Consider the following 17024-nt stretch of genomic DNA (forward strand, 5'->3'; position numbering starts at 1 on the left):
AACGTACGCATAAAAAAAGCGGCTTTAAGCCGCTTTTTTATGTCTGAAGCGCAGTAGCGCTGCTATTAGAAGTCCTTCTCTCCACGGATAAGCTCGGGATAACCGCAGATGGCCTTGGAGGTGTGCATGCCCGCCATGGTTGCCGCTTCCACGCAGCCTGCATTGAGGCCGGTTTTAATCCAGTCGCCGGTCACATAGAGGTTGGCAATGCCGGTGCCATCTGTGGTGATGCGATAGGCGGAGCTGCCTTTCACCGACAGCACATAGCGCTCTGTGGGTGACACATTGGCACGCCAATATTGGCTGTTGAAGCGCGCCTCACCACTGGCACCGGAGTTATCATGCAGCCACTCCCAGGGGAAGCTGTCTCCCACTTCGGTCCAGAGTTTACCAATTTCATGCTGCAGCTGGCCTATGGCGCCTTGCCTGGCGGTGGCATCCATCGCGGTTTGAAAACCACTGCTGCCGGGTGCCGGGTAGTTCGCCACTGGCAAGGCCGAGCAGAAGTAACTGGCATTTTTGGGCTCATGGGCGCCCCATTCCTCCTTGTCGAGCAGCTGGTCCATGCTGGCCCAGGTATCGTAGGGTTCAGAAAACCCTGACAGTACGGGCTCCTCACCGCTTGCTGGCCGTTCAGGCCAGCCAATTTGGCCAAGGTCTTTGTCCATCCACAGCTGATAAGCCTGGGTGGCAACGGTTTTGACTTTCTCCACACAGGTGGCCAGCGGCTGGCTGTGGGCCATCACCTCGGCGGCCACATGGGGCACGGCGCCGATGGAGAGGCCAAAAATGACCTTATCGAAGTCTTCTCCAAGGGTGAGGGTTTTGCGTGGCAGCGGCTTACCGAACTGGGCCTGATACAGGCTGTCCCAATCGTTCCAGAAGTGCTCCAGATTGACATTGTGCTGCTTAAGCAGCGCAGCCTCTTCGTCATCGATAAACTCATATCTTGGCATGCTTGGCCAGCAGTCCAGGCCTTTGACCTCTACCAATGGCTGGTATTCAGCTTTGAGTTTTACCTGCTCGGTGATCTCGATGGCGGTGACGGCCTTGCCATCACAGTGAAGTTTATCTACCTGATTGAAAAAGTGGAAATTCACGCCGCGACGTTTCAGCACCTCGTAGTAGGGAGTAAACACGGTATCGCCCATTCCCGCTTGCATCTTCCACATGACCCCGCCTTGGTAGCACAGGGCAATGCGCAGCATGGAGCGGATAATGCTGCCGGCCTCCACATTGGGCTTGTCGAAGTTGCCATCTTCGTAGGCAAACACCAGATCGTAAAAGCCGCGTACCGGCGCGCTGTCTACCGTATAGCGCTCGTTGGCGCCGTGGCGGCGCAGCCACTCGCGATAGTCCCACTCGTTAATGGCATCAAAGCCATGTTTGAACACCCCATCGGCAAACATGCCCTTAAGAATGGTAAGCCCCAGGTCAACGCCAATGTAGAGGTGGCGCAGGGCATGATTGTTATCCAGACGGTGGGCAAAGCGTCGCTCAAGGCGGCCATGCAGCCGGGCTACGGCGGCTTCAATCAGGCTGTCTTCCTCGGGATGTGCACCATGCTCACATTCCCGGCCAATCAAGGCATCAAAGCGGCATTCCAGCCGTTCACCCAGTGCCTCAAGGCTGTCCATGGCATCTTCCACCGATTCCTCAAGATGCTCTTTGAGGCGCTCAAACCAGCCGGGCTCGAACCAGTCTTTGGGGCTGTCGGCACTGTCGTCGATAAGCTCGTCCATGTCTTTGAGCCATTCTACCACCCAGAAGAACACCGCTTTTACCAGCTTCCACAGGGTGAGGGTCTCGGTACTGTCGCCGGGAATGCCGGGCATCAAAGGGAATTCTATCGGCCAGTTAACCCGCTCGCCGTTGATGTCTTCCGAGAGCACAATAAAGCTGTGGGGCTTGAAGGCATCTTCAAAACGGGCCAGCGGGCTGCCTGCGGGGCGGCCAAGTTCTTCGTAAGCTTCACGCATCAGCTTGCAGGCATTTTGATAAAAGCCAAACCAGATATGCAGGCCATGCTCTTCAATGCGCTCGCCCATGTCGGGATTGCGGCCGCTGGCGCCTTTGCCGCCAATACGCCAGCCCAACTGATACACATCAATCTGATAGCGGTTTTGCCAGCCCGGCTGGGAGGTGAGGCACATGGCGGCGGTCATGGCCGAGACGCCGCCTCCCAGAATGGCGATTTTTTCTTTTTTCACCACGCTGTTATCCACCAGCACTTCGCCCGGTGGCACTTCAAAATCAAAATTCACATGGTAGGGCAGCAGCACATGTTGCTCGCCGGGCGTTACACCCAGAGCCTCTTCAAAGGGGAAGCTCGCGTTGTCAAACACTTCGGCTACCCAGTCGTTTTCAAGCAGCGCCAGGCTGTGAACTTTATTCACCTTGGAAGGGGCACTGATAATGGCCTGATACACGGCGTCGATACCGGCGCTGTCTGGCAGCTGCTTGAGAAATACCTGACTGACAGCGGGCTTAAACAGCATCTCAAATATTTGCTCTTCGCCGAGGGTATCGAGATCTGGCAGAAAATCGGTTTGATCTTTGAAGAGCTGCCAGGTGCGGGCGATGGCATCCACCGTCGACATGCGCTCTTCGTCGCGCGCCTCGCAGTTAATCTTCAGCAGCGGGTGCAGCGCCAGCTCTTCATCAGGGCTGAAATGTTTGAAGCTTTTGGCCGCCAGGCTCAGTTCGGTCAGTGGCTCGCCGGGATTTGGCATGCTGTATTCGCACAGGTATTTGGGGTAGCCAAACAGCTCGCGGCCATTGATAAGCGCCATGGCATCGTCGACCCAAATAAACAGCGGCAGAAAGTGAATGGCGCTCAGCTTGCCATTGGCGCCCTTGTCCTCCTGGCCCACCATCACCCAGGTGATGATATCTGTCTCTTTAATCCAGCCCTTGTTGCGGTCAACTTCTACCGCTGAATAGGCCTTCTGAATGCGGGTAAAGGTGGTGAGTACATAGGGGGAGAGCACCTTAAACTGCATGGCATTGCCAGCGGCCTGATTCAGTACCTTATCGACACTGCGCTGCAGGTTTTTGCGCTTGCCCTTTAAAAAGCAGCCATACATGTCGGCGTTGGTGAGTACCAGTGGCGAGTGCATCAGCATGCTGCCGGGGCCATAAATAAACGGGGGGCGGAGTGTTTCCATCGGCTCATCCTTTGACTATTTCAAGAAATCCATACCTTATCGGCATCGTTCGAGAGTAGTAACAGAATGGATGGCAGGTAAAGAATTTTTACATAAACTCAGCCGCTTGGCGGCTTTATTAAGCAGATACGAAGCCGATACGAAAAAGGCAAGCCGGTTGGCTTGCCTTAAAAATTCACTGTGGGAGCAACCGGGCGTTATTGGTCTTTGAAAGACCCGCTTTGGCTCATTGGCTCAGCGCCATTTGCTTTGGATGTGTTCCACCTCGGTGTTCTCATCAAAGTAGCGGCGTTTGGTGTCTCGCCGGCGCTGTTTTACACGCTTGTTTTTTTGCTTCCCTTTGACGTGATCGCCCCATGGCATATCGTCGTCATCAAATTCGTAGGAGTGTGACATGACCTTAGTTCCAACTAAAACACTGTGCCACTCTGGCACAGGATCTTTTTACCCAATGGTCATGACAAGCTAAAGCGAAAAATTTATTGTTTTATGGTGAAAAAAATTGCCCGAAGCAGAGAGGCGGCCACAGTCTGAAACCAGCCTTAAATCCCAGCCCCGGGCGATTCGTTTGTGTTCGGTTTTATGAAGGCCGCAAACCTGCCTCAGCGGCGACGCATGCGGGCTACAAACATGCCGTCGGCATTAGCCTGCTGCGGCCACAGGGTGAGAACTGCACTCTGTTCACCACTGAAGGGATGCGCAGTGGCATCGAGCTCAAAATCTTCATTTGAGGCCAAAAAGGCCTCGACCACGCCCTCGTTTTCGGCACGGGCCAGCGAGCAGGTGGCGTACACCAGCACGCCGCCGCTGCGCACAGCAGCGCTGGCGCGGCGCAAAATATCCAGCTGCAGTGCAGGCTTATCCAAAATAGTGCTGTCATCGTCAATCCAGCGCATGTCGGGGTTGCGGCGCCAGGTGCCGGTGCAGGAGCAGGGCGCATCCACCAGTACACCATCAAAATAGTCTGCCTTGACCGGCAGTTTGTCACTGCGCCAGGGGCTGACTTGGATCGGCGCAAAACCGGCTTTCTCTGCGCGGCGCAGCAACTCCTCCAGTGCCTTGGGGCGAATGTCGGAGGCGATGAGTTCACCCACGCCGCCTTGCTGTTGCATGAGTGAGAAAAGCTGCAGGCTTTTACCACCGGCGCCGGCGCAGGCATCCCACCAACGCTCACGGGCGCCGGGGGCGGCCACTTCACCAATGGCCTGAGAAGCCAAATCCTGCACTTCAAGTTTGCCCGACTTATAGGCCGCCACCGCATCCAGGTTAATGCTTTGGCTGGCAAGTTCGATGGCATCATCAAATACCTGGCTTGCCTTCGCGGTAATCTCATCGGCCTCAAGTTGCTTTATCACCTGCTCGCGGGATCCGCCCTGGGCTCGGGTCCACAGGGGCGGGCGGCGGCAAAGCGCATCGACAAAGGCGAGCTTGTCACCCTCGGCCAGGCTGATGTGCTCCCAGGCCCAGTCCGGCAGCAGGTCCCTTGGGGCGAATTCACCGCCAAACTGGCTACCTAAGGCGGTGCAAAGGGTGTTGAGGCTTTCCGGGGTATCGCCAAAGGCGGGTATTTCCAACGTAGCCAGATTGGCCTGTGACAGCCAGCCGCTCTGGATATCCTGCCAGGGATGGTTTTCTATGGCGGCCACCAGGCTTAACTGGGTAAACCAGCGCTGTCCCTGATCTGAGCTCATACCAGCCGCATCAATGTCGTCGCCCTCAGCCGCAGGCAGGTTTTTCAGCCAGCCCCACCAACGGAACAGGCCAAACAGGGTCTCACGGATAAGCTTGCGGTCTTTGGAACCGTGCTTTTTGTGCTCACGGAAATAGTTGGCCAGTACCCGGTCGGCGCCTTCGCGCTGCTTAAAAATATGCGAAACCAGCAGATGCAAAGTGTTGGCATAACTGATGGCGCGGCGCTCGGCCGACGAGAGAGGTGCTGGATGTGACATGGGCGTGCCTGCGTAAAAAAACCGGCGCCGATTGTAGCAGATGCGCCGCAAGGGCGCATCTGGGATAGCGGGAGCCAAACTGCTGAGACTCACTTCTCAGCGGGTGACCATCTTGGCGATGTCTTTGGCGCGCTCTTCGGCGGATTTCTCGCTTGGCGGCGGCACTGCCAGACCCTTGGCTACGGCCGGCCGGGCAGCGATGCGCTCGAGCCAGTTTTGCAGTGCATCCAAACCACTGATATCCACGCCGCTCCAGTCATAGATGCGCACCCAGGGGAAGGTGGCGATATCGGCAATGCTGTACTCGTCTCCGGCGAGATACGCATGCTTTTCAAGCTGGGTATTCATCACCTCGAACAGGCGCCGCCCTTCCTTTTGATAGCGCTCAATGGCGGCTGGAATTTTTTCCGGGAAGTAGCGATAAAACACGTTCGCCTGACCCATCATGGGACCAACGCCGCCCATCTGGAACATCAGCCATTGGATAACCTGCGAGCGCGCCTTGGGCTCGGATGGCATTAACTTGCCGGTTTTCTCGGCCAGATACAGCAAGATGGCGCCCGACTCAAATACCGCAAAGTCGTCGTTATCGGTATCTACTATTGCCGGAATGCGACCATTGGGGTTAATGGCCAGAAACTCGGGCTTTTTTTGCTCAAGGGTCATGAGATCAAGGCCATGTACCCGATACTCGAGCCCAAGTTCTTCAAGGGCAATGGAAATTTTATGGCCGTTGGGGGTTGCGGCGGTATAAAGCTCAATCATGGTGTGCTCCTTTTATTGCTGGCTTGCCAGCAGGGCGGCGACGGCGGGACGCGCGGCGATGGCGTCGTGCCAGCGGCGAATGTTGGGCATGGCGTCGGTCAGTTCGATCTCGAGCCGTGGCAGGAAGCCAATCAGCACAAAACCTGTGATATCGACGATGCTGAAGCGGTCGATGGCAACAAAATCCCGGCCCTCCAGGCGTGCTTCCAGGGTTGGCAGAAATTCTATGATGCGTTCACGGGACTCGCTGCCCCAGGCCTCAACAAAGCGCTCACGGTCTTTGAAAAAGCCGGTGAGGTTACGAAATGCCTGAAACGCGACCATCAGGCCGTTCAGTTCCAGTACCCGGTTCCACATTTCTACCTGTGCCTGCTCCAGCGGGCTGTTGCCAAACAGACTTTGGTCACTTGGGTGCAGGGCATCGAAATAGCGGCAGATGGCGACCGATTCACAGATGTGGGTGCCGTCGTCGAGCGCCAGCACCGGAATGCGGCCATTGACACTTTTACGTTTAAATTCAGGGGTCAGGTTGTCACCGCCACGTAAATCCAACTGCTCTCTTGGTACATCCAGGCCAAGTTCGGCCAGGAAAATACCCACACGGCGGGCGCTGGGAGTCGGGGCGAGTTCGAGGATTTTCATAAGGTCTCTCTTTATCTGAACGATCGGTTAGGATAGAATCTACCCCATAACTGAACGAGCGGTCAATAATTAGATTGTCTGTTCATATTCACTTTAGTGACGAGATATGTCCCGATGGCGAGAAGCTGTAATTTTTGCAAAGAGGAAAAGCTGGAGCAGGCCATGAACCTGTTTTGGCAAAAGGGCTATGAGGGCACTTCGGTGGCCGATCTGGTCGAGCACCTGGGGATAAATCGCTTCAGCCTGTACAACAGCTTTGGCGATAAGCTGACTCTGTACCGTGATGCGCTCAGGCGTTATCTGTACACCCGTGGCCTGACCGGGCTCGAGGCGCTGGAAGCCGACGATGCCGATATGGACGCGCTGATAAATTTGGTTGAAGAGTTTGCCGCCAAGCAAAAAGATCAGCAGTTTGGCTGCTTTATGCAAAACGCGCTCTTGGAGCGCTGCGTGGAAGATGACGAAGTCAGGCGTCTTGGCAATGCGCTGTTTGAAGGGCTGGAGCAGGCATTTTTCAAGGTGATTGCACGCTATCAGACCAAGGCGCGTGCCGCCGAGCTGGCGGCCTTTTTGGTAATGCAGCTGCAGGGCATCCGGGTGCTTGGCAAGTCAGGGCAGTTTGCGCTGCTCGACGCTGCCATGGTGGTACTCAGGGGCGAAATCCAGCGCTGGAAAACGCCTGCCTGAGCCTATCTTGCAGTTCGGCTGAAAGAACCGGCAGAAAAACTCAGTAATCCAGCTCCAGCGCAAAGCATAAATAGCGCATCAGCTGTTGGCAGTGCGCAAACTCGGCGGCGAGGCTTGAGGCAAAGTCGGCTTGCAGCACTGCTTTGGCTGTTAAAGGTTTAACGGCGATAAAGTCTTTGCGCTTCAGCTCATCAATTAATGGGTGGCTCTTGTCAAAGCCGCGCGGCGGCCGCGACAGGCTGTCACCGTCCATGGCAAAGCCGCCGTCAGTCAACGCCTTCAGCGCCTTTTGATAGCTTGTAGGATTTTCATCGATACAGCTTCGGATGGCATTCAGCGCCTTGGGCTCGGGGTGCCAGATGCCGGCGCCAATAAAGCAGCCGTCATTGGCTATATGCAAATACAGCCCGGGCGCATGCACATCTTTGCCCTGAAAATGGCGAAACTGAATACCGACATTGGTCTTGTAAGGGCGCTTATCGTGGCCAAAACGGGTGTCCCGCTGGGGCCGCATCAGGCTGCCGCCCACCTTTTTGGCAACGGCGGTAAGGCGCGGTGACAGGGCGACAATGCCGGGGGCGGCAGCTTCGATTAACTTAAGGGCGGGGGTGCGCACCTGGTCTTCGTAGGTGGGCTGGTTGGCCTTGAACCAGTCGCGCTCGTTATTGGCTTCGAGGGCAGCAAGAAAGTCGAAGGTCGCTTGGGTGAACATGATTTACTCCATGAACCGGGCTCGCTTTTTGGGGAAGATCACTGACGGCGAGTAAGGTTTTTGATAGAATCCTTGGTTTTGGTAAAAGTGACAGATCAAGATGACTGATGCAATCAGCCGTGCCTGCGGCAAATGTGAACTCTGCAGCGCAGAGACCGAACTTTCCCTGTTTGAAGTGCCAGCCAGTGGCGATCGTACTGACAACGATATCGCTCTGTGCGGTACCTGTCAGGCGCAAATCGCCGATACCGCCACCCTGGATGTAAACCACTGGCGCTGTCTGAACGAAAGCATGTGGAGCACTGTACCTGCGGTGCAGGTGATGGCCGCCCGTATGCTGAAAGAACTTTCCAGCGAAACCTGGGCTCAGGATCTGCTGGATATGATGTATCTGGATGAAGACACCCAGGCCTGGGTCGACGCCGCCAATGCCGAAGCTGCGCTGGATGCCGACGCCGAGCCAACCCTGGACAGCAATGGCGCTCAGCTCGCTGCCGGTGATACCGTGGTGATCATCAAAGATCTGAACGTGAAGGGCACCAGCTTTGTGGCCAAGCGTGGCACCGCCGTGCGTAACATCGGCCTGACCAGCAACCCCGAGCACATTGAAGGCCGGGTAAACGGTACCCGAATCGTTATCTTGAGCTGCTACGTGAAGAAGGCCTAAGGGTACTCTATCAGCAAGAAGGCTGCCTGCGGGCGGCCTTTTTTATTGGTCATAGCGTTTATAAAACAATCGGATAAGTTGCAGCAGCTGACCGAAGTGCTGTTACCTCCGGGCGATGTTGGCTATAGTGACAAAATAAGCAGTAGTGGGGGGCAACTTATGAAAAAGCAGCAGGGCTTTACCCTGATAGAGCTGGTGGTGGTTATCATCATTCTGGGAATTCTTGCGGTAACCGCCGCGCCCAAGTTCATCAATTTGAGCAGTGATGCCTACAAAGCCCAGCTCAAAGGCGCCGAAGCGGCCATGAAAGGGGCTGTGACCCTGTTTAAATCCGCGTCTGAAATTCGCAATGCCGGCAGCAACCGCGTGGTTTACGAAGACATTCGCGGCGAGCTGGGTCAGCCCTGGGCAGCCAGCAGCAATGGCACCTCGCCCAGTACCGGTTACAGCACCCCTCCGGAGATCTTTAAAGCTGCCAGCATGGATGTGAACGACTGGCGCTATCGCATTTTTGTTAGCGGCACTTATCAGGTAGTGGCAGCGCCCGCAGCCAAGCTCACCAGTGCTCAGCCGACTCAGGCCGAGGTGATTGCCACCAACTGCTATATCCATTACATCTGGCAATCGAGTGGTACACCCTCCATCAGCGTGGTCGACAGCGACTGCTAACGCGCCACAGTGTCGGGGCTTCCCTTGCTAATGGTCTGAGTTACAATGGATAAAAATGCCTGCGGGAAGCAAATATGGCCAAAAAACGCGAACCCTTCGAATTGGGCGGCACTCAGGTTGTCGCCGGAACCCAAACCACGGTGCGTCTGCCGGTAGCAAGGCTGTACACAGACACGCCGGTGGATTTGCAGGTGGAAGTCTTTCACGGCAATAAACCCGGTCCTGTGCTGTTGGTATTGGCGGCCATTCACGGCGATGAACTTAACGGCATCGAAATCTGTCGCCGCCTGCAAGGGCGTATCAACCCCAAGGCGCTCTACGGCACAGTGCTGATGGTGCCCGTGGTCAATGTGTTTGGTTTTATTCAAAAATCCCGTTACTTGCCCGATAGGCGTGACCTTAACCGCTGCTTCCCCGGCTCGGAAAAGGGTGCCCTTACCAGCCGCCTGGCCCATCTGGTGACCCGTGAGCTGGTATCCCGCGCCACCCATATTCTCGACCTGCACACAGGCGCCATTCACCGCGATAATCTGCCACAAATCCGCTGCAACACTGACGATGAGGTGTTGATGGGCATGGCGCGCGCCTTTGGTGCGCCGCTGATTATGCACAACGAAGCCAAGGGCAGCTCGCTGCGGGGATATGCCGCCAGGGCTGGCGTGCCCTGTATTTTGTACGAAGCCGGAGAGGCGCTGCGCTTCTCCGAGGCTGCCATACGTACCGGGCTTAAGGGGGCGGTGAATTTGCTGCGTCATCTGGGCCTGCAAAAGGGCCGTCTGTCGCGGGGCGCTTCGGATGTGGCCTCTATCAGAAGCTACTGGATCCGCTCCGAAGCCGATGGTCTGGTGCTGCAAAAAGTGAAACTGGGGCAGCGGGTGAATAAGGGCAATATCCTTGCGTATCTGGCAAGCCCCCACAGTCAGGACACCCTGCCAATTCGCGCCCCCAGCGACGGTATTGTGATTGGCATTACCAATATTCCCGTGACCAACGAAGGCGAGGGGCTGTATCACATTGCCCAATATGCCGGAGACGAGATTGAAATCGTCAACGAACAACTCGATGAATTTTTGATGGAATACGCTTAAGGAGCGCAGATGAAAGCCGTGTTTTTAGCCGGAAAAGCCATTTATCCATCAAAGATTGTCTGCATTGGCCGCAACTATGTGGCCCACGCCGAGGAGCTTGGCAACGAAGTGCCCAGCGAGCCTGTGGTGTTTGTCAAACCCGCCAGCGCCATCGGCAATGTACTGCACAGCGAGCTGGGTGAAGCGCTTCACTATGAAGCGGAAATTGCCTTTATGGTTGCCAGTGGCAAGCTGGTGGCCGCCACTGTGGGACTCGATTTGACCAAAAGGGCCAGCCAGAGTCGGCTCAAGGCCAAGGGATTGCCCTGGGAGCGAGCCAAAGCCTTTGACGGCTCGGCGCTGTTTGGGGAGTTTGTGCCCTGCCATGGCAGTGACATCCTTGGGTTAACCTTCAGCTGCGACGGTAAAAAGCTGCAGGAAGGGCACACCGGGCTGATGCTGTTTTCGCCGCAGCAACTGCTGGAAGAGGTGCAGAGCTTTATGACGCTGGAAGATGGCGACATCCTGATGACCGGCACGCCCGCCGGTGTCGGGGCGCTCGTGGCCGGTGGCAATTATCATGCAGAGCTTCTTTTGGACGGCAAGGTACTGACCAGCGTCAGTTGGCTGGCGCGCTGAGGCTGCTTTTTTGGCTGACGCCATACTTGCCTTGGCTTAGGCCCCGCCTGCTGCTCGGCGGGGTGTAAGCTGATGATGGTCGTAAAATCAGCCAAAAGAAGTAATACTTTGGTTATGTCCAGAGTGGAGCCCGATTGATGATCCTGCGTGCAAGTGTCGTTATTGTGCTTTTTTGCGCGTTTGGCGTTTGCTCTGCCGAGATGCGCGCCTGTGTCGATGAGTTTCCGCCGTACCAGAGCCTTGAACCCAAACCCCACGGCGATAACATTATTGCCCTGATGAAACTGGCCGAGCTTATCGACCACCAGCCGGTGTTTGTTCCCAGCCCTAATTTTGCCCGTTGCCTGCATATGCTCGACACCGGCCGGGTCGACATTGTTGCCGGTATTATCAATTCTGAACATCGTGACCAGCGTTGGATGCTGCTGCCTTATCGTCAGGATGCCCGGTATGTGTTTTTGCACCGCCCGGGCACAGAGCCGGTTCGCCGTTACGAAGATTTACGTGGTCAGCGGATAGCGGTTAGTCGCAACACCTTGTATTTCGAACGTTTTGATGAAGATAAGCAGCTTCAGCGTGAGGTGGTCAGCGATTTGCCCACCGGTGTGCGCATGTTGCTTGCCGACCGGGTAGGGCTGGTGATTGCGCCTGAAAATGCGCTGCCGTTTCTCGCCAGCCAGTTCAGTGGTTTCCATGAGGCGGTGCGGGTGTCTGAGTTTGGGGTGCAGCCCGAGCGCATTATCCATTTTGCGGTCAGTCGCCGACACAAACTTGCCATCAGCAACAATGAATTAGCCACATTGGCCGACAAGGCCTATCACGACGGAGTGTTTGAGCGGGCGATTTTTGGCGAGCCTATACCGATCGCGCCACAAAACAAGTAATAGCAATGGCAATCGAATTGGCGCTGACAGCAGTGGCTCTGGCAGCGTTGGGAGGAGCATCCGCGCTGCCTTCTGCCATTTTCGGCCACTTGCTTTAGGGTTTGGGTAAACAAAAGCGCCCAATGCATGGCTGCAATTGGACGCTTCAAAGGGCAGCGCTTCGCTTATTGCTGCTGATGATGGGCGCGGAAGTAATCCCAGGCATTCACGACCTGACCGTCTTTGAGGTGGCAATAACCCACTTCACCGGCTTCTTCCTTCACAACTTTGTGCTCGCCGCCGATTTTTACGCAGTACTCAGCGGCAGGGTTCGCCATGCCAATGGCGGCAACCGCATCTTTGGCGTCGGTGGCCATCTTGTCAGCGGCAGCCGTTGCATGGCCGCGATACAGCGCCATGGCATCTTCAACGCGGCCATCTGGCAGGTGACACTCTCCACGCTGGCCATCGGCACCTTCAACAATCTTGTACTCGCCACCAAGCTTGATACAGAAATCAGCGCCTGGGTTGGCAAGGCCGGTGGTTTTTTCCTGATATTGGCCTTCAGTGGCCGCCGTTTCGGTGGCTGGCGCTTCCTTGGCAGGCTCTTTTGCGGCTTGTTCTTTGGCGGGTGCCGGCGCTTTTGCTTCTGGCGCAGGCGCTTCACCGCATGCGGTTAACAGGCTGCCAACGAGCAGAGCAGAAAGGAGCGCTTTGGCTGAGTTTTTCATAACACCTCCTGTGGTCGGGAGTCTTCCCCTAACTGAAAAGAGCCGCAGAATGCGGCCATGATTACAACTTAAACTGAGCCAGAATAAGGTGTTGAATACGAAAGTTCCAGACTGCACGGGACTGATTTTTGCCTGTGTCACAAAAGTTTGCGATCCCGTACATACTCCCGGGAGGCCGTGCTATTGTCTGAACTCAGGAATGCCAATCAATTTCAGGAGAAAAACATGGCTTCACTGCGCCCATTACTGCTGGCTGCAGCCCTTGGTGTGGCATTGCCCGCTTGTCAAAGCACTGAGCCGCCGAAGGAGATAACCCTGGCTGAGGCCAACCCGGTCATGCTGACACTGTTTTCCTTAAAAACGCTGTCGGCTTTCGAGATTGCGGTGCCCGATAGTAACGCCAAGGCCCCGCTCAGCAAATTTATCGAGGGGCATGGGCAAAAATTTGTGATTGGTGAATATGTTGACGGGCCAGTGCGCGGCACAGTGGCGCTGGATTACACCAGGATGCAGGCACTCAATGCCCCGTTTAACAATACTCAGCTGCTGCTGGCGCCCTTTGTGGTGTCCAATCAGGGCTCGGGCAGTTTCTGGTATCTGGGACTCTTTTCCTTTGATATTCCCAAAGGGACCATTCGCCAGCTCGATGCCAGCTTTCTGGGTGACAGGATTGCGGTGCAAAACCTCAATGTTGGCAGCCAAAGTCTGCTGCCTGTGAGTATTAATGCGGAGCTGTTGGTACATGGTCCACAGCAGTCGATGGCTGAGCCACCGCGGCTGTTGGAAATTCGCCGTCTGAATGTGACGGCGGATGGCAAGTTACTGGCAGATCAATAATTATTCGACTTCGAGCTCAATGTCGGTGCAGCCCTTGGCACAGCGGATATGGCCCAGGATCTGGGTGTCGGCCTTGCCCGGCATCGAGGCTGACAGCGGTTTGCCGCACTTCTCACAGGGAATGGTTTGCCCGGCCAGCAGTGCCTTGATCAGTCGTTTCTGACTGTTGAACGACTGGCTGCTGCTTTTGTTGATAAGGCTGAAATCGGTCATGGTGTTTGCCCACAATTACTCTGTTGTGGGCAATTATACCCATGGCCGGGTGTTTGTGTCCGTGAAAACTGCATTTTGCTGAAAAGGCGGGCAATCCGCCTCGAAGCGGTGCACAATGCAAGCCGTTCACAGGAGGAGAATACATGAAAATGAGATTGAAATTCAGGGACGTAACACTGGCTGTGGCATTGTTTGGCGCTTTGTCCGCTGCATCATTCACAGGAGTCGCCCAGGCGGAGTTGGCGCTGGCCGATTCAGATTTAATCGACACAGTGCCGGCTGGCCCGCAAATGGCAGAAAAACCGGCCGCTGAGGCAACAGAGCCCAGCCAAATCATCACACTCAACGGCAGCTGGACTCTGGTGTCTGGCCGCTATCTTGATGGCGAAGGTAAGTGGATTGACTATGCCAGCCTGGAGCTCAGCGCCATCAAGGTTATTTCAAACGGCTATTTCAGTTTTACCACCATGAAAACCGTGAAAAACAAAACTGAGTTTTGGGCCGCCGGCGCCGGTGAGTATCGTCTCGAAGGCAACGAGTACACCGAGTACCCATCGCTGAACTCGTTCAACGTGCCCAAGGGGCAGGGGTTTGGTTTTGAAATCGAGCTTATCGGCAACGAATGGCACACCCGCAGAGTGGAAGATGGCGTTCTTAAAGAAGAGGAAGTCTGGCGCCGCCTGGACTGAAATTCACCGATAAAAAGCGCGAAAATCGGCCCAAAAACAATGTGTTTTGACCGAATTCCCGCCTTTACAGTCTCCCATCGGCTCCCTACACTGGCGCAATGCTGATGGGGGAATCGCATTATGTCCGTTGGGGCCTGGCTTAAGTTATTGCTGCTTTCCGCGATTTGGGGAGCATCCTTTCTGTTTATTCGCATTGGTGTGACCGAACTTGGCCCCGCGTGGCTGATGTTTTTGCGGGTCACCTTTGCGGCCTTATTTTTGCTCGGCGGCGCCTTTTATCTGAAAAAGGCACTGATTGGCAGCGCGCCACTGAAGCACTTTATTATTCTTGGTGGCATTAATACTGCGCTGCCGTTTCTGCTGTATGGCTTTGCTGCCACCGAACTTGCGGCGTCCTTGATGTCGGTGTTGAACGCCACGGCGCCGCTGTGGAGTACTTTGCTGCTGGCCATCTGGCAGCGCGCCATGCCCAAAGGGGCGGCGCTCGGTGGTCTGGTGACCGGCTTTTGCGGTGTGGTGCTGCTGGCCGGGGTCGAAAGTTTGTCGCTGTCGAGTCAAGGGCTGTGGGCGTTGGCCGCCGGGCTGGGTGCAGCCATCTGTTACGCCATCGCCAGCATCTACACCAAGGCCTCCAGCCACGGCAGTGCCTACAGTAATGCCCACGGCTGCATGTGGGCGGCAAGCGCCTGGTTGTTGCCAACGCTGCTGTTTGCCACGCCCCCGGCGGCCATGCCATCTATTGGCACCATGGCGGCGGTCGTTACCCTGGGGGTGCTGTGCAGCGGCGTGGCTTATCTTTTGTATTTCCGCCTGATTGATGATGTGGGCGCCACCTCGGCATTAACCGTTACTTTTCTTATTCCTGTGTTTGGCATTCTGTGGGGGGCCTTGTTCCTTGGCGAACATATCGGTTGGCACACTGTGGTGGGCACTGCCATCATTTTGCTCGGCACGGCTATCAGCACCGGCAGCGTGCCTCGCTTGCGCCGTTTGGCCGGAGAAAGCTGATGGACTTTATCCTTGATGAATCTGCGGCTTTTGCTGACGAGGTGAAATCACAGATTGCTACCTTTAACGCTGCGCATTGGGATGCCAGCTTGCGCCGTGCGATTGGCTTTAAAAAGCTTGGCGACCAGGGCGAACTGCTGGCTGGGATTGCCGGACGTACCTTTGGCAACTGGTGTCTGATTGATAACTTTTGGGTATCGGCAACGCTGCGAGGGCAGGGCGTTGGCAGCGCCATGCTGCAAACGGCGGAGGATGAGGCCCGAACCCGGGGCTGTCGCTGGTTATTGCTGGATACTCTTGATTTTCAGGCGCCGCAGTTTTACCGCGCCCGCGGTTATAGTGAGGTGTGGTGCCAGCAGGATTACCCGGTTGAAGGTGGCAAGCGCTGGTATCTGGTCAAGACCTTGTAAGCTGCTGGCTTATAGAGAAAAAAGTAAAGCCGCCCGAGGGCGGCTTTGTTGGCTCAGGCCAATCAATACTTGGCTTCGAAGGTCAGCCACAGCTTGTCGGTATCGTTGCTGAAGGCGTAGCCTGCGTCAGCACCCGAGAAGCTGGCATACTTGGCGCCCACGCTGTAGTGCTTGGCGAAGGGGTAGGTTACGCTAACGCCCCATTCGTCGCCCATGTCGATGTTGTCTACATCGGATTCAAACTGATGGTATACCGCCAGCAGTTTCACCCCGGCAACTGCGCCGCCCACGCTGAAGTACAAATCCTCAATACCCTTGTCCCAGTTACCGGCGCCGCCAAACAGGAACTTATCGGTCCAGCCCTGGAAGGCATGCAGGGTGGCGAGCGGCGTGATAAAGCCGGCGTTGCCGTTATCAGAGCCCAGCACTTCATAACCCAGCTTGGCTGTCACGCCGCTGAAGCCAAGTGAGGCTTCTGCCAGCTGGTAGTCGGCATCGTAAGAGAGGGTATTGTTACCGCCATCGCTCTGCTTGGCGTATTCCAATGCGTAAGCCAGTTTCAGGCTGCCCACATCGCCCTTACCGGTCAGGCGCACACCATAGGTGTCGGTGGAGAAGCGGCTGACGTTCTGGTTGTCGATAAGGTAAGCGTAACCCGAGATATCGGCCCAGTTGTTGGCCTTGTAGTTCAGGTTCAGCAGGTGAGTTTCGTTCTTGTGATCTGACTTGCCGGAGGCTTCGCTGAAGATGCGGTTTACATTGTTGATGTAAGCATAGAAAGCGGTCAGGTTGGTCACGCCCTTGGTTTGCACTGAGAAGGCATCATAGGTCTGCTCGTTCTGACGGAAGCCTACGCCACCGACAAAACGCTGATTATCCAGCAAAATGCGCTGGCGGCCGTACTTGAGCACTGTGTCGCCCGGGGCCTTGTAACCAATAAAGGCCTGGTTGATTTCGGTGTATTCGTAGTCGGCAATCCAGGGCTCTTCATCGGTAGAGCGCACATCATCTACTTCGGCCAGGCCAAAGAAATTGGACAAATCGCCGGTTTGATAGGTCAGGCGGGTGCGCAGTGAGGTTAAATCCTGGGTATCGGAAAGCTGGTCAACTTGCTCAAAACGGGCGCGGAACTGCACATTCACCTTGGCATCTTCAACCAAAGCCTTGCTGACAGGGTCGGCAGCGGCAACATTGGACAGGCTGAGCAGGGCAGTGGAAACGGCTAGCGCGGCAGTGCTGAATTTCATGATGTCATCCTCGGGACTTTGATTGTTATCATTTGGGTGTTTCCTGTATGCGCGCATGTTAT

General features: G+C 55.7%; 20 protein-coding genes. 11 read left to right on the plus strand and 9 right to left on the minus strand.

The window, feature by feature from the left end:
* Window positions 1–65: 65 nt before the first annotated feature.
* A complete protein-coding gene (locus tag MJ923_RS04105; RefSeq protein ID WP_240590002.1) occupies window positions 66–3167 on the minus strand; it encodes an acetoacetate decarboxylase family protein in 3102 nt (1033 codons plus the stop codon).
* A 70-nt stretch (window positions 3168–3237) separates the two neighbouring features.
* On the opposite strand from MJ923_RS04105, the gene MJ923_RS04110 reads away from it, so the two are divergent.
* Entirely contained in the window at window positions 3238–3378 is a 141-nt protein-coding gene (locus tag MJ923_RS04110; protein WP_240590003.1) for a hypothetical protein, read from the plus strand.
* 23 nt (window positions 3379–3401) lie between these two features.
* Here MJ923_RS04110 and MJ923_RS04115 read toward each other — a convergent pair whose 3' ends face one another.
* The 4 genes from MJ923_RS04115 to MJ923_RS04130 all read right to left on the minus strand — a co-directional run bounded on the left by MJ923_RS04115 (window position 3402) and on the right by MJ923_RS04130 (window position 6523).
* Window positions 3402–3563, minus strand: a complete 162-nt coding sequence (locus MJ923_RS04115; protein ID WP_126166212.1) for a small highly charged protein — start codon at window positions 3561–3563, stop codon at window positions 3402–3404.
* Window positions 3564–3769: 206 nt separating this feature from the next.
* Complete coding sequence (locus tag MJ923_RS04120; protein WP_240590004.1) at window positions 3770–5116, minus strand: RsmB/NOP family class I SAM-dependent RNA methyltransferase; 1347 nt, start codon at window positions 5114–5116, stop codon at window positions 3770–3772.
* A 96-nt stretch (window positions 5117–5212) separates the two neighbouring features.
* Entirely contained in the window at window positions 5213–5881 is a 669-nt protein-coding gene (locus MJ923_RS04125) for a glutathione S-transferase family protein (protein ID WP_240590005.1), read from the minus strand.
* 12 nt (window positions 5882–5893) lie between these two features.
* On the minus strand, window positions 5894–6523 hold the full coding sequence (locus MJ923_RS04130) for a glutathione S-transferase family protein (protein ID WP_240590006.1): 630 nt from the start codon (window positions 6521–6523) through the stop codon (window positions 5894–5896).
* Between the two features lie 114 nt (window positions 6524–6637).
* Here MJ923_RS04130 and MJ923_RS04135 point away from each other — a divergent pair, with 114 nt between their 5' ends.
* Window positions 6638–7210 carry a TetR/AcrR family transcriptional regulator gene (locus MJ923_RS04135; protein WP_420854409.1) on the plus strand — a complete coding sequence of 191 codons (573 nt, stop codon included), beginning with the start codon at window positions 6638–6640 and terminating at the stop codon, window positions 7208–7210.
* Window positions 7211–7250: 40 nt separating this feature from the next.
* On the opposite strand, the gene MJ923_RS04140 is transcribed toward MJ923_RS04135, so the two are convergent.
* Window positions 7251–7922: a DUF2461 domain-containing protein gene (locus MJ923_RS04140; RefSeq protein ID WP_240590008.1), complete on the minus strand. Its 672-nt coding sequence runs from the start codon at window positions 7920–7922 to the stop codon at window positions 7251–7253.
* Between the two features lie 100 nt (window positions 7923–8022).
* Here MJ923_RS04140 and MJ923_RS04145 point away from each other — a divergent pair, with 100 nt between their 5' ends.
* The 5 genes from MJ923_RS04145 (at window position 8023) to MJ923_RS04165 (ending at window position 11848) form a co-directional block, all read left to right on the plus strand.
* Window positions 8023–8589: a PhnA domain-containing protein gene (locus tag MJ923_RS04145; protein ID WP_126166218.1), complete on the plus strand. Its 567-nt coding sequence runs from the start codon at window positions 8023–8025 to the stop codon at window positions 8587–8589.
* 159 nt (window positions 8590–8748) lie between these two features.
* Window positions 8749–9258: a type II secretion system protein gene (locus MJ923_RS04150; RefSeq protein WP_240590009.1), complete on the plus strand. Its 510-nt coding sequence runs from the start codon at window positions 8749–8751 to the stop codon at window positions 9256–9258.
* A 74-nt stretch (window positions 9259–9332) separates the two neighbouring features.
* On the plus strand, window positions 9333–10346 hold the full coding sequence (locus tag MJ923_RS04155; RefSeq protein ID WP_240590010.1) for a succinylglutamate desuccinylase/aspartoacylase family protein: 1014 nt from the start codon (window positions 9333–9335) through the stop codon (window positions 10344–10346).
* A gap of 9 nt (window positions 10347–10355) precedes the next feature.
* Window positions 10356–10964 carry a fumarylacetoacetate hydrolase family protein gene (locus MJ923_RS04160; protein ID WP_240590011.1) on the plus strand — a complete coding sequence of 203 codons (609 nt, stop codon included), beginning with the start codon at window positions 10356–10358 and terminating at the stop codon, window positions 10962–10964.
* Between the two features lie 137 nt (window positions 10965–11101).
* Entirely contained in the window at window positions 11102–11848 is a 747-nt protein-coding gene (locus tag MJ923_RS04165) for a substrate-binding periplasmic protein (protein WP_240590012.1), read from the plus strand.
* Between the two features lie 164 nt (window positions 11849–12012).
* Here MJ923_RS04165 and MJ923_RS04170 read toward each other — a convergent pair whose 3' ends face one another.
* Window positions 12013–12558 carry a putative hemolysin gene (locus tag MJ923_RS04170; protein ID WP_240590013.1) on the minus strand — a complete coding sequence of 182 codons (546 nt, stop codon included), beginning with the start codon at window positions 12556–12558 and terminating at the stop codon, window positions 12013–12015.
* Window positions 12559–12783: 225 nt separating this feature from the next.
* Between MJ923_RS04170 and MJ923_RS04175 the strand changes: the two genes are divergently transcribed.
* Window positions 12784–13395, plus strand: a complete 612-nt coding sequence (locus tag MJ923_RS04175; protein ID WP_240590014.1) for a hypothetical protein — start codon at window positions 12784–12786, stop codon at window positions 13393–13395.
* Here the strand turns inward: MJ923_RS04175 and MJ923_RS04180 are convergent, their stop codons facing one another.
* Window positions 13396–13608 (minus strand): hypothetical protein, encoded by a 213-nt coding sequence (locus MJ923_RS04180; protein ID WP_126166224.1) that lies wholly within the window; start codon window positions 13606–13608, stop codon window positions 13396–13398. It lies immediately after the preceding gene.
* Between the two features lie 143 nt (window positions 13609–13751).
* Here MJ923_RS04180 and MJ923_RS04185 point away from each other — a divergent pair, with 143 nt between their 5' ends.
* The 3 genes from MJ923_RS04185 (at window position 13752) to MJ923_RS04195 (ending at window position 15715) form a co-directional block, all read left to right on the plus strand.
* Entirely contained in the window at window positions 13752–14297 is a 546-nt protein-coding gene (locus MJ923_RS04185) for a hypothetical protein (RefSeq protein ID WP_240590015.1), read from the plus strand.
* A 120-nt stretch (window positions 14298–14417) separates the two neighbouring features.
* Window positions 14418–15305, plus strand: a complete 888-nt coding sequence (locus MJ923_RS04190; protein WP_240590016.1) for a DMT family transporter — start codon at window positions 14418–14420, stop codon at window positions 15303–15305.
* Window positions 15305–15715 (plus strand): GNAT family N-acetyltransferase, encoded by a 411-nt coding sequence (locus MJ923_RS04195; protein ID WP_240590017.1) that lies wholly within the window; start codon window positions 15305–15307, stop codon window positions 15713–15715. The genes MJ923_RS04190 and MJ923_RS04195 overlap by 1 nt, the downstream gene beginning before the upstream one ends.
* A 62-nt stretch (window positions 15716–15777) precedes the next feature.
* On the opposite strand, the gene MJ923_RS04200 is transcribed toward MJ923_RS04195, so the two are convergent.
* On the minus strand, window positions 15778–16962 hold the full coding sequence (locus tag MJ923_RS04200; RefSeq protein WP_240590018.1) for an alginate export family protein: 1185 nt from the start codon (window positions 16960–16962) through the stop codon (window positions 15778–15780).
* Between the last annotated feature and the right edge of the window lie 62 nt (window positions 16963–17024).

Origin of the sequence: Shewanella zhuhaiensis, from assembly GCF_022484835.1 — a bacterium.
Lineage (GTDB): Bacteria > Pseudomonadota > Gammaproteobacteria > Enterobacterales > Shewanellaceae > Shewanella > Shewanella khirikhana.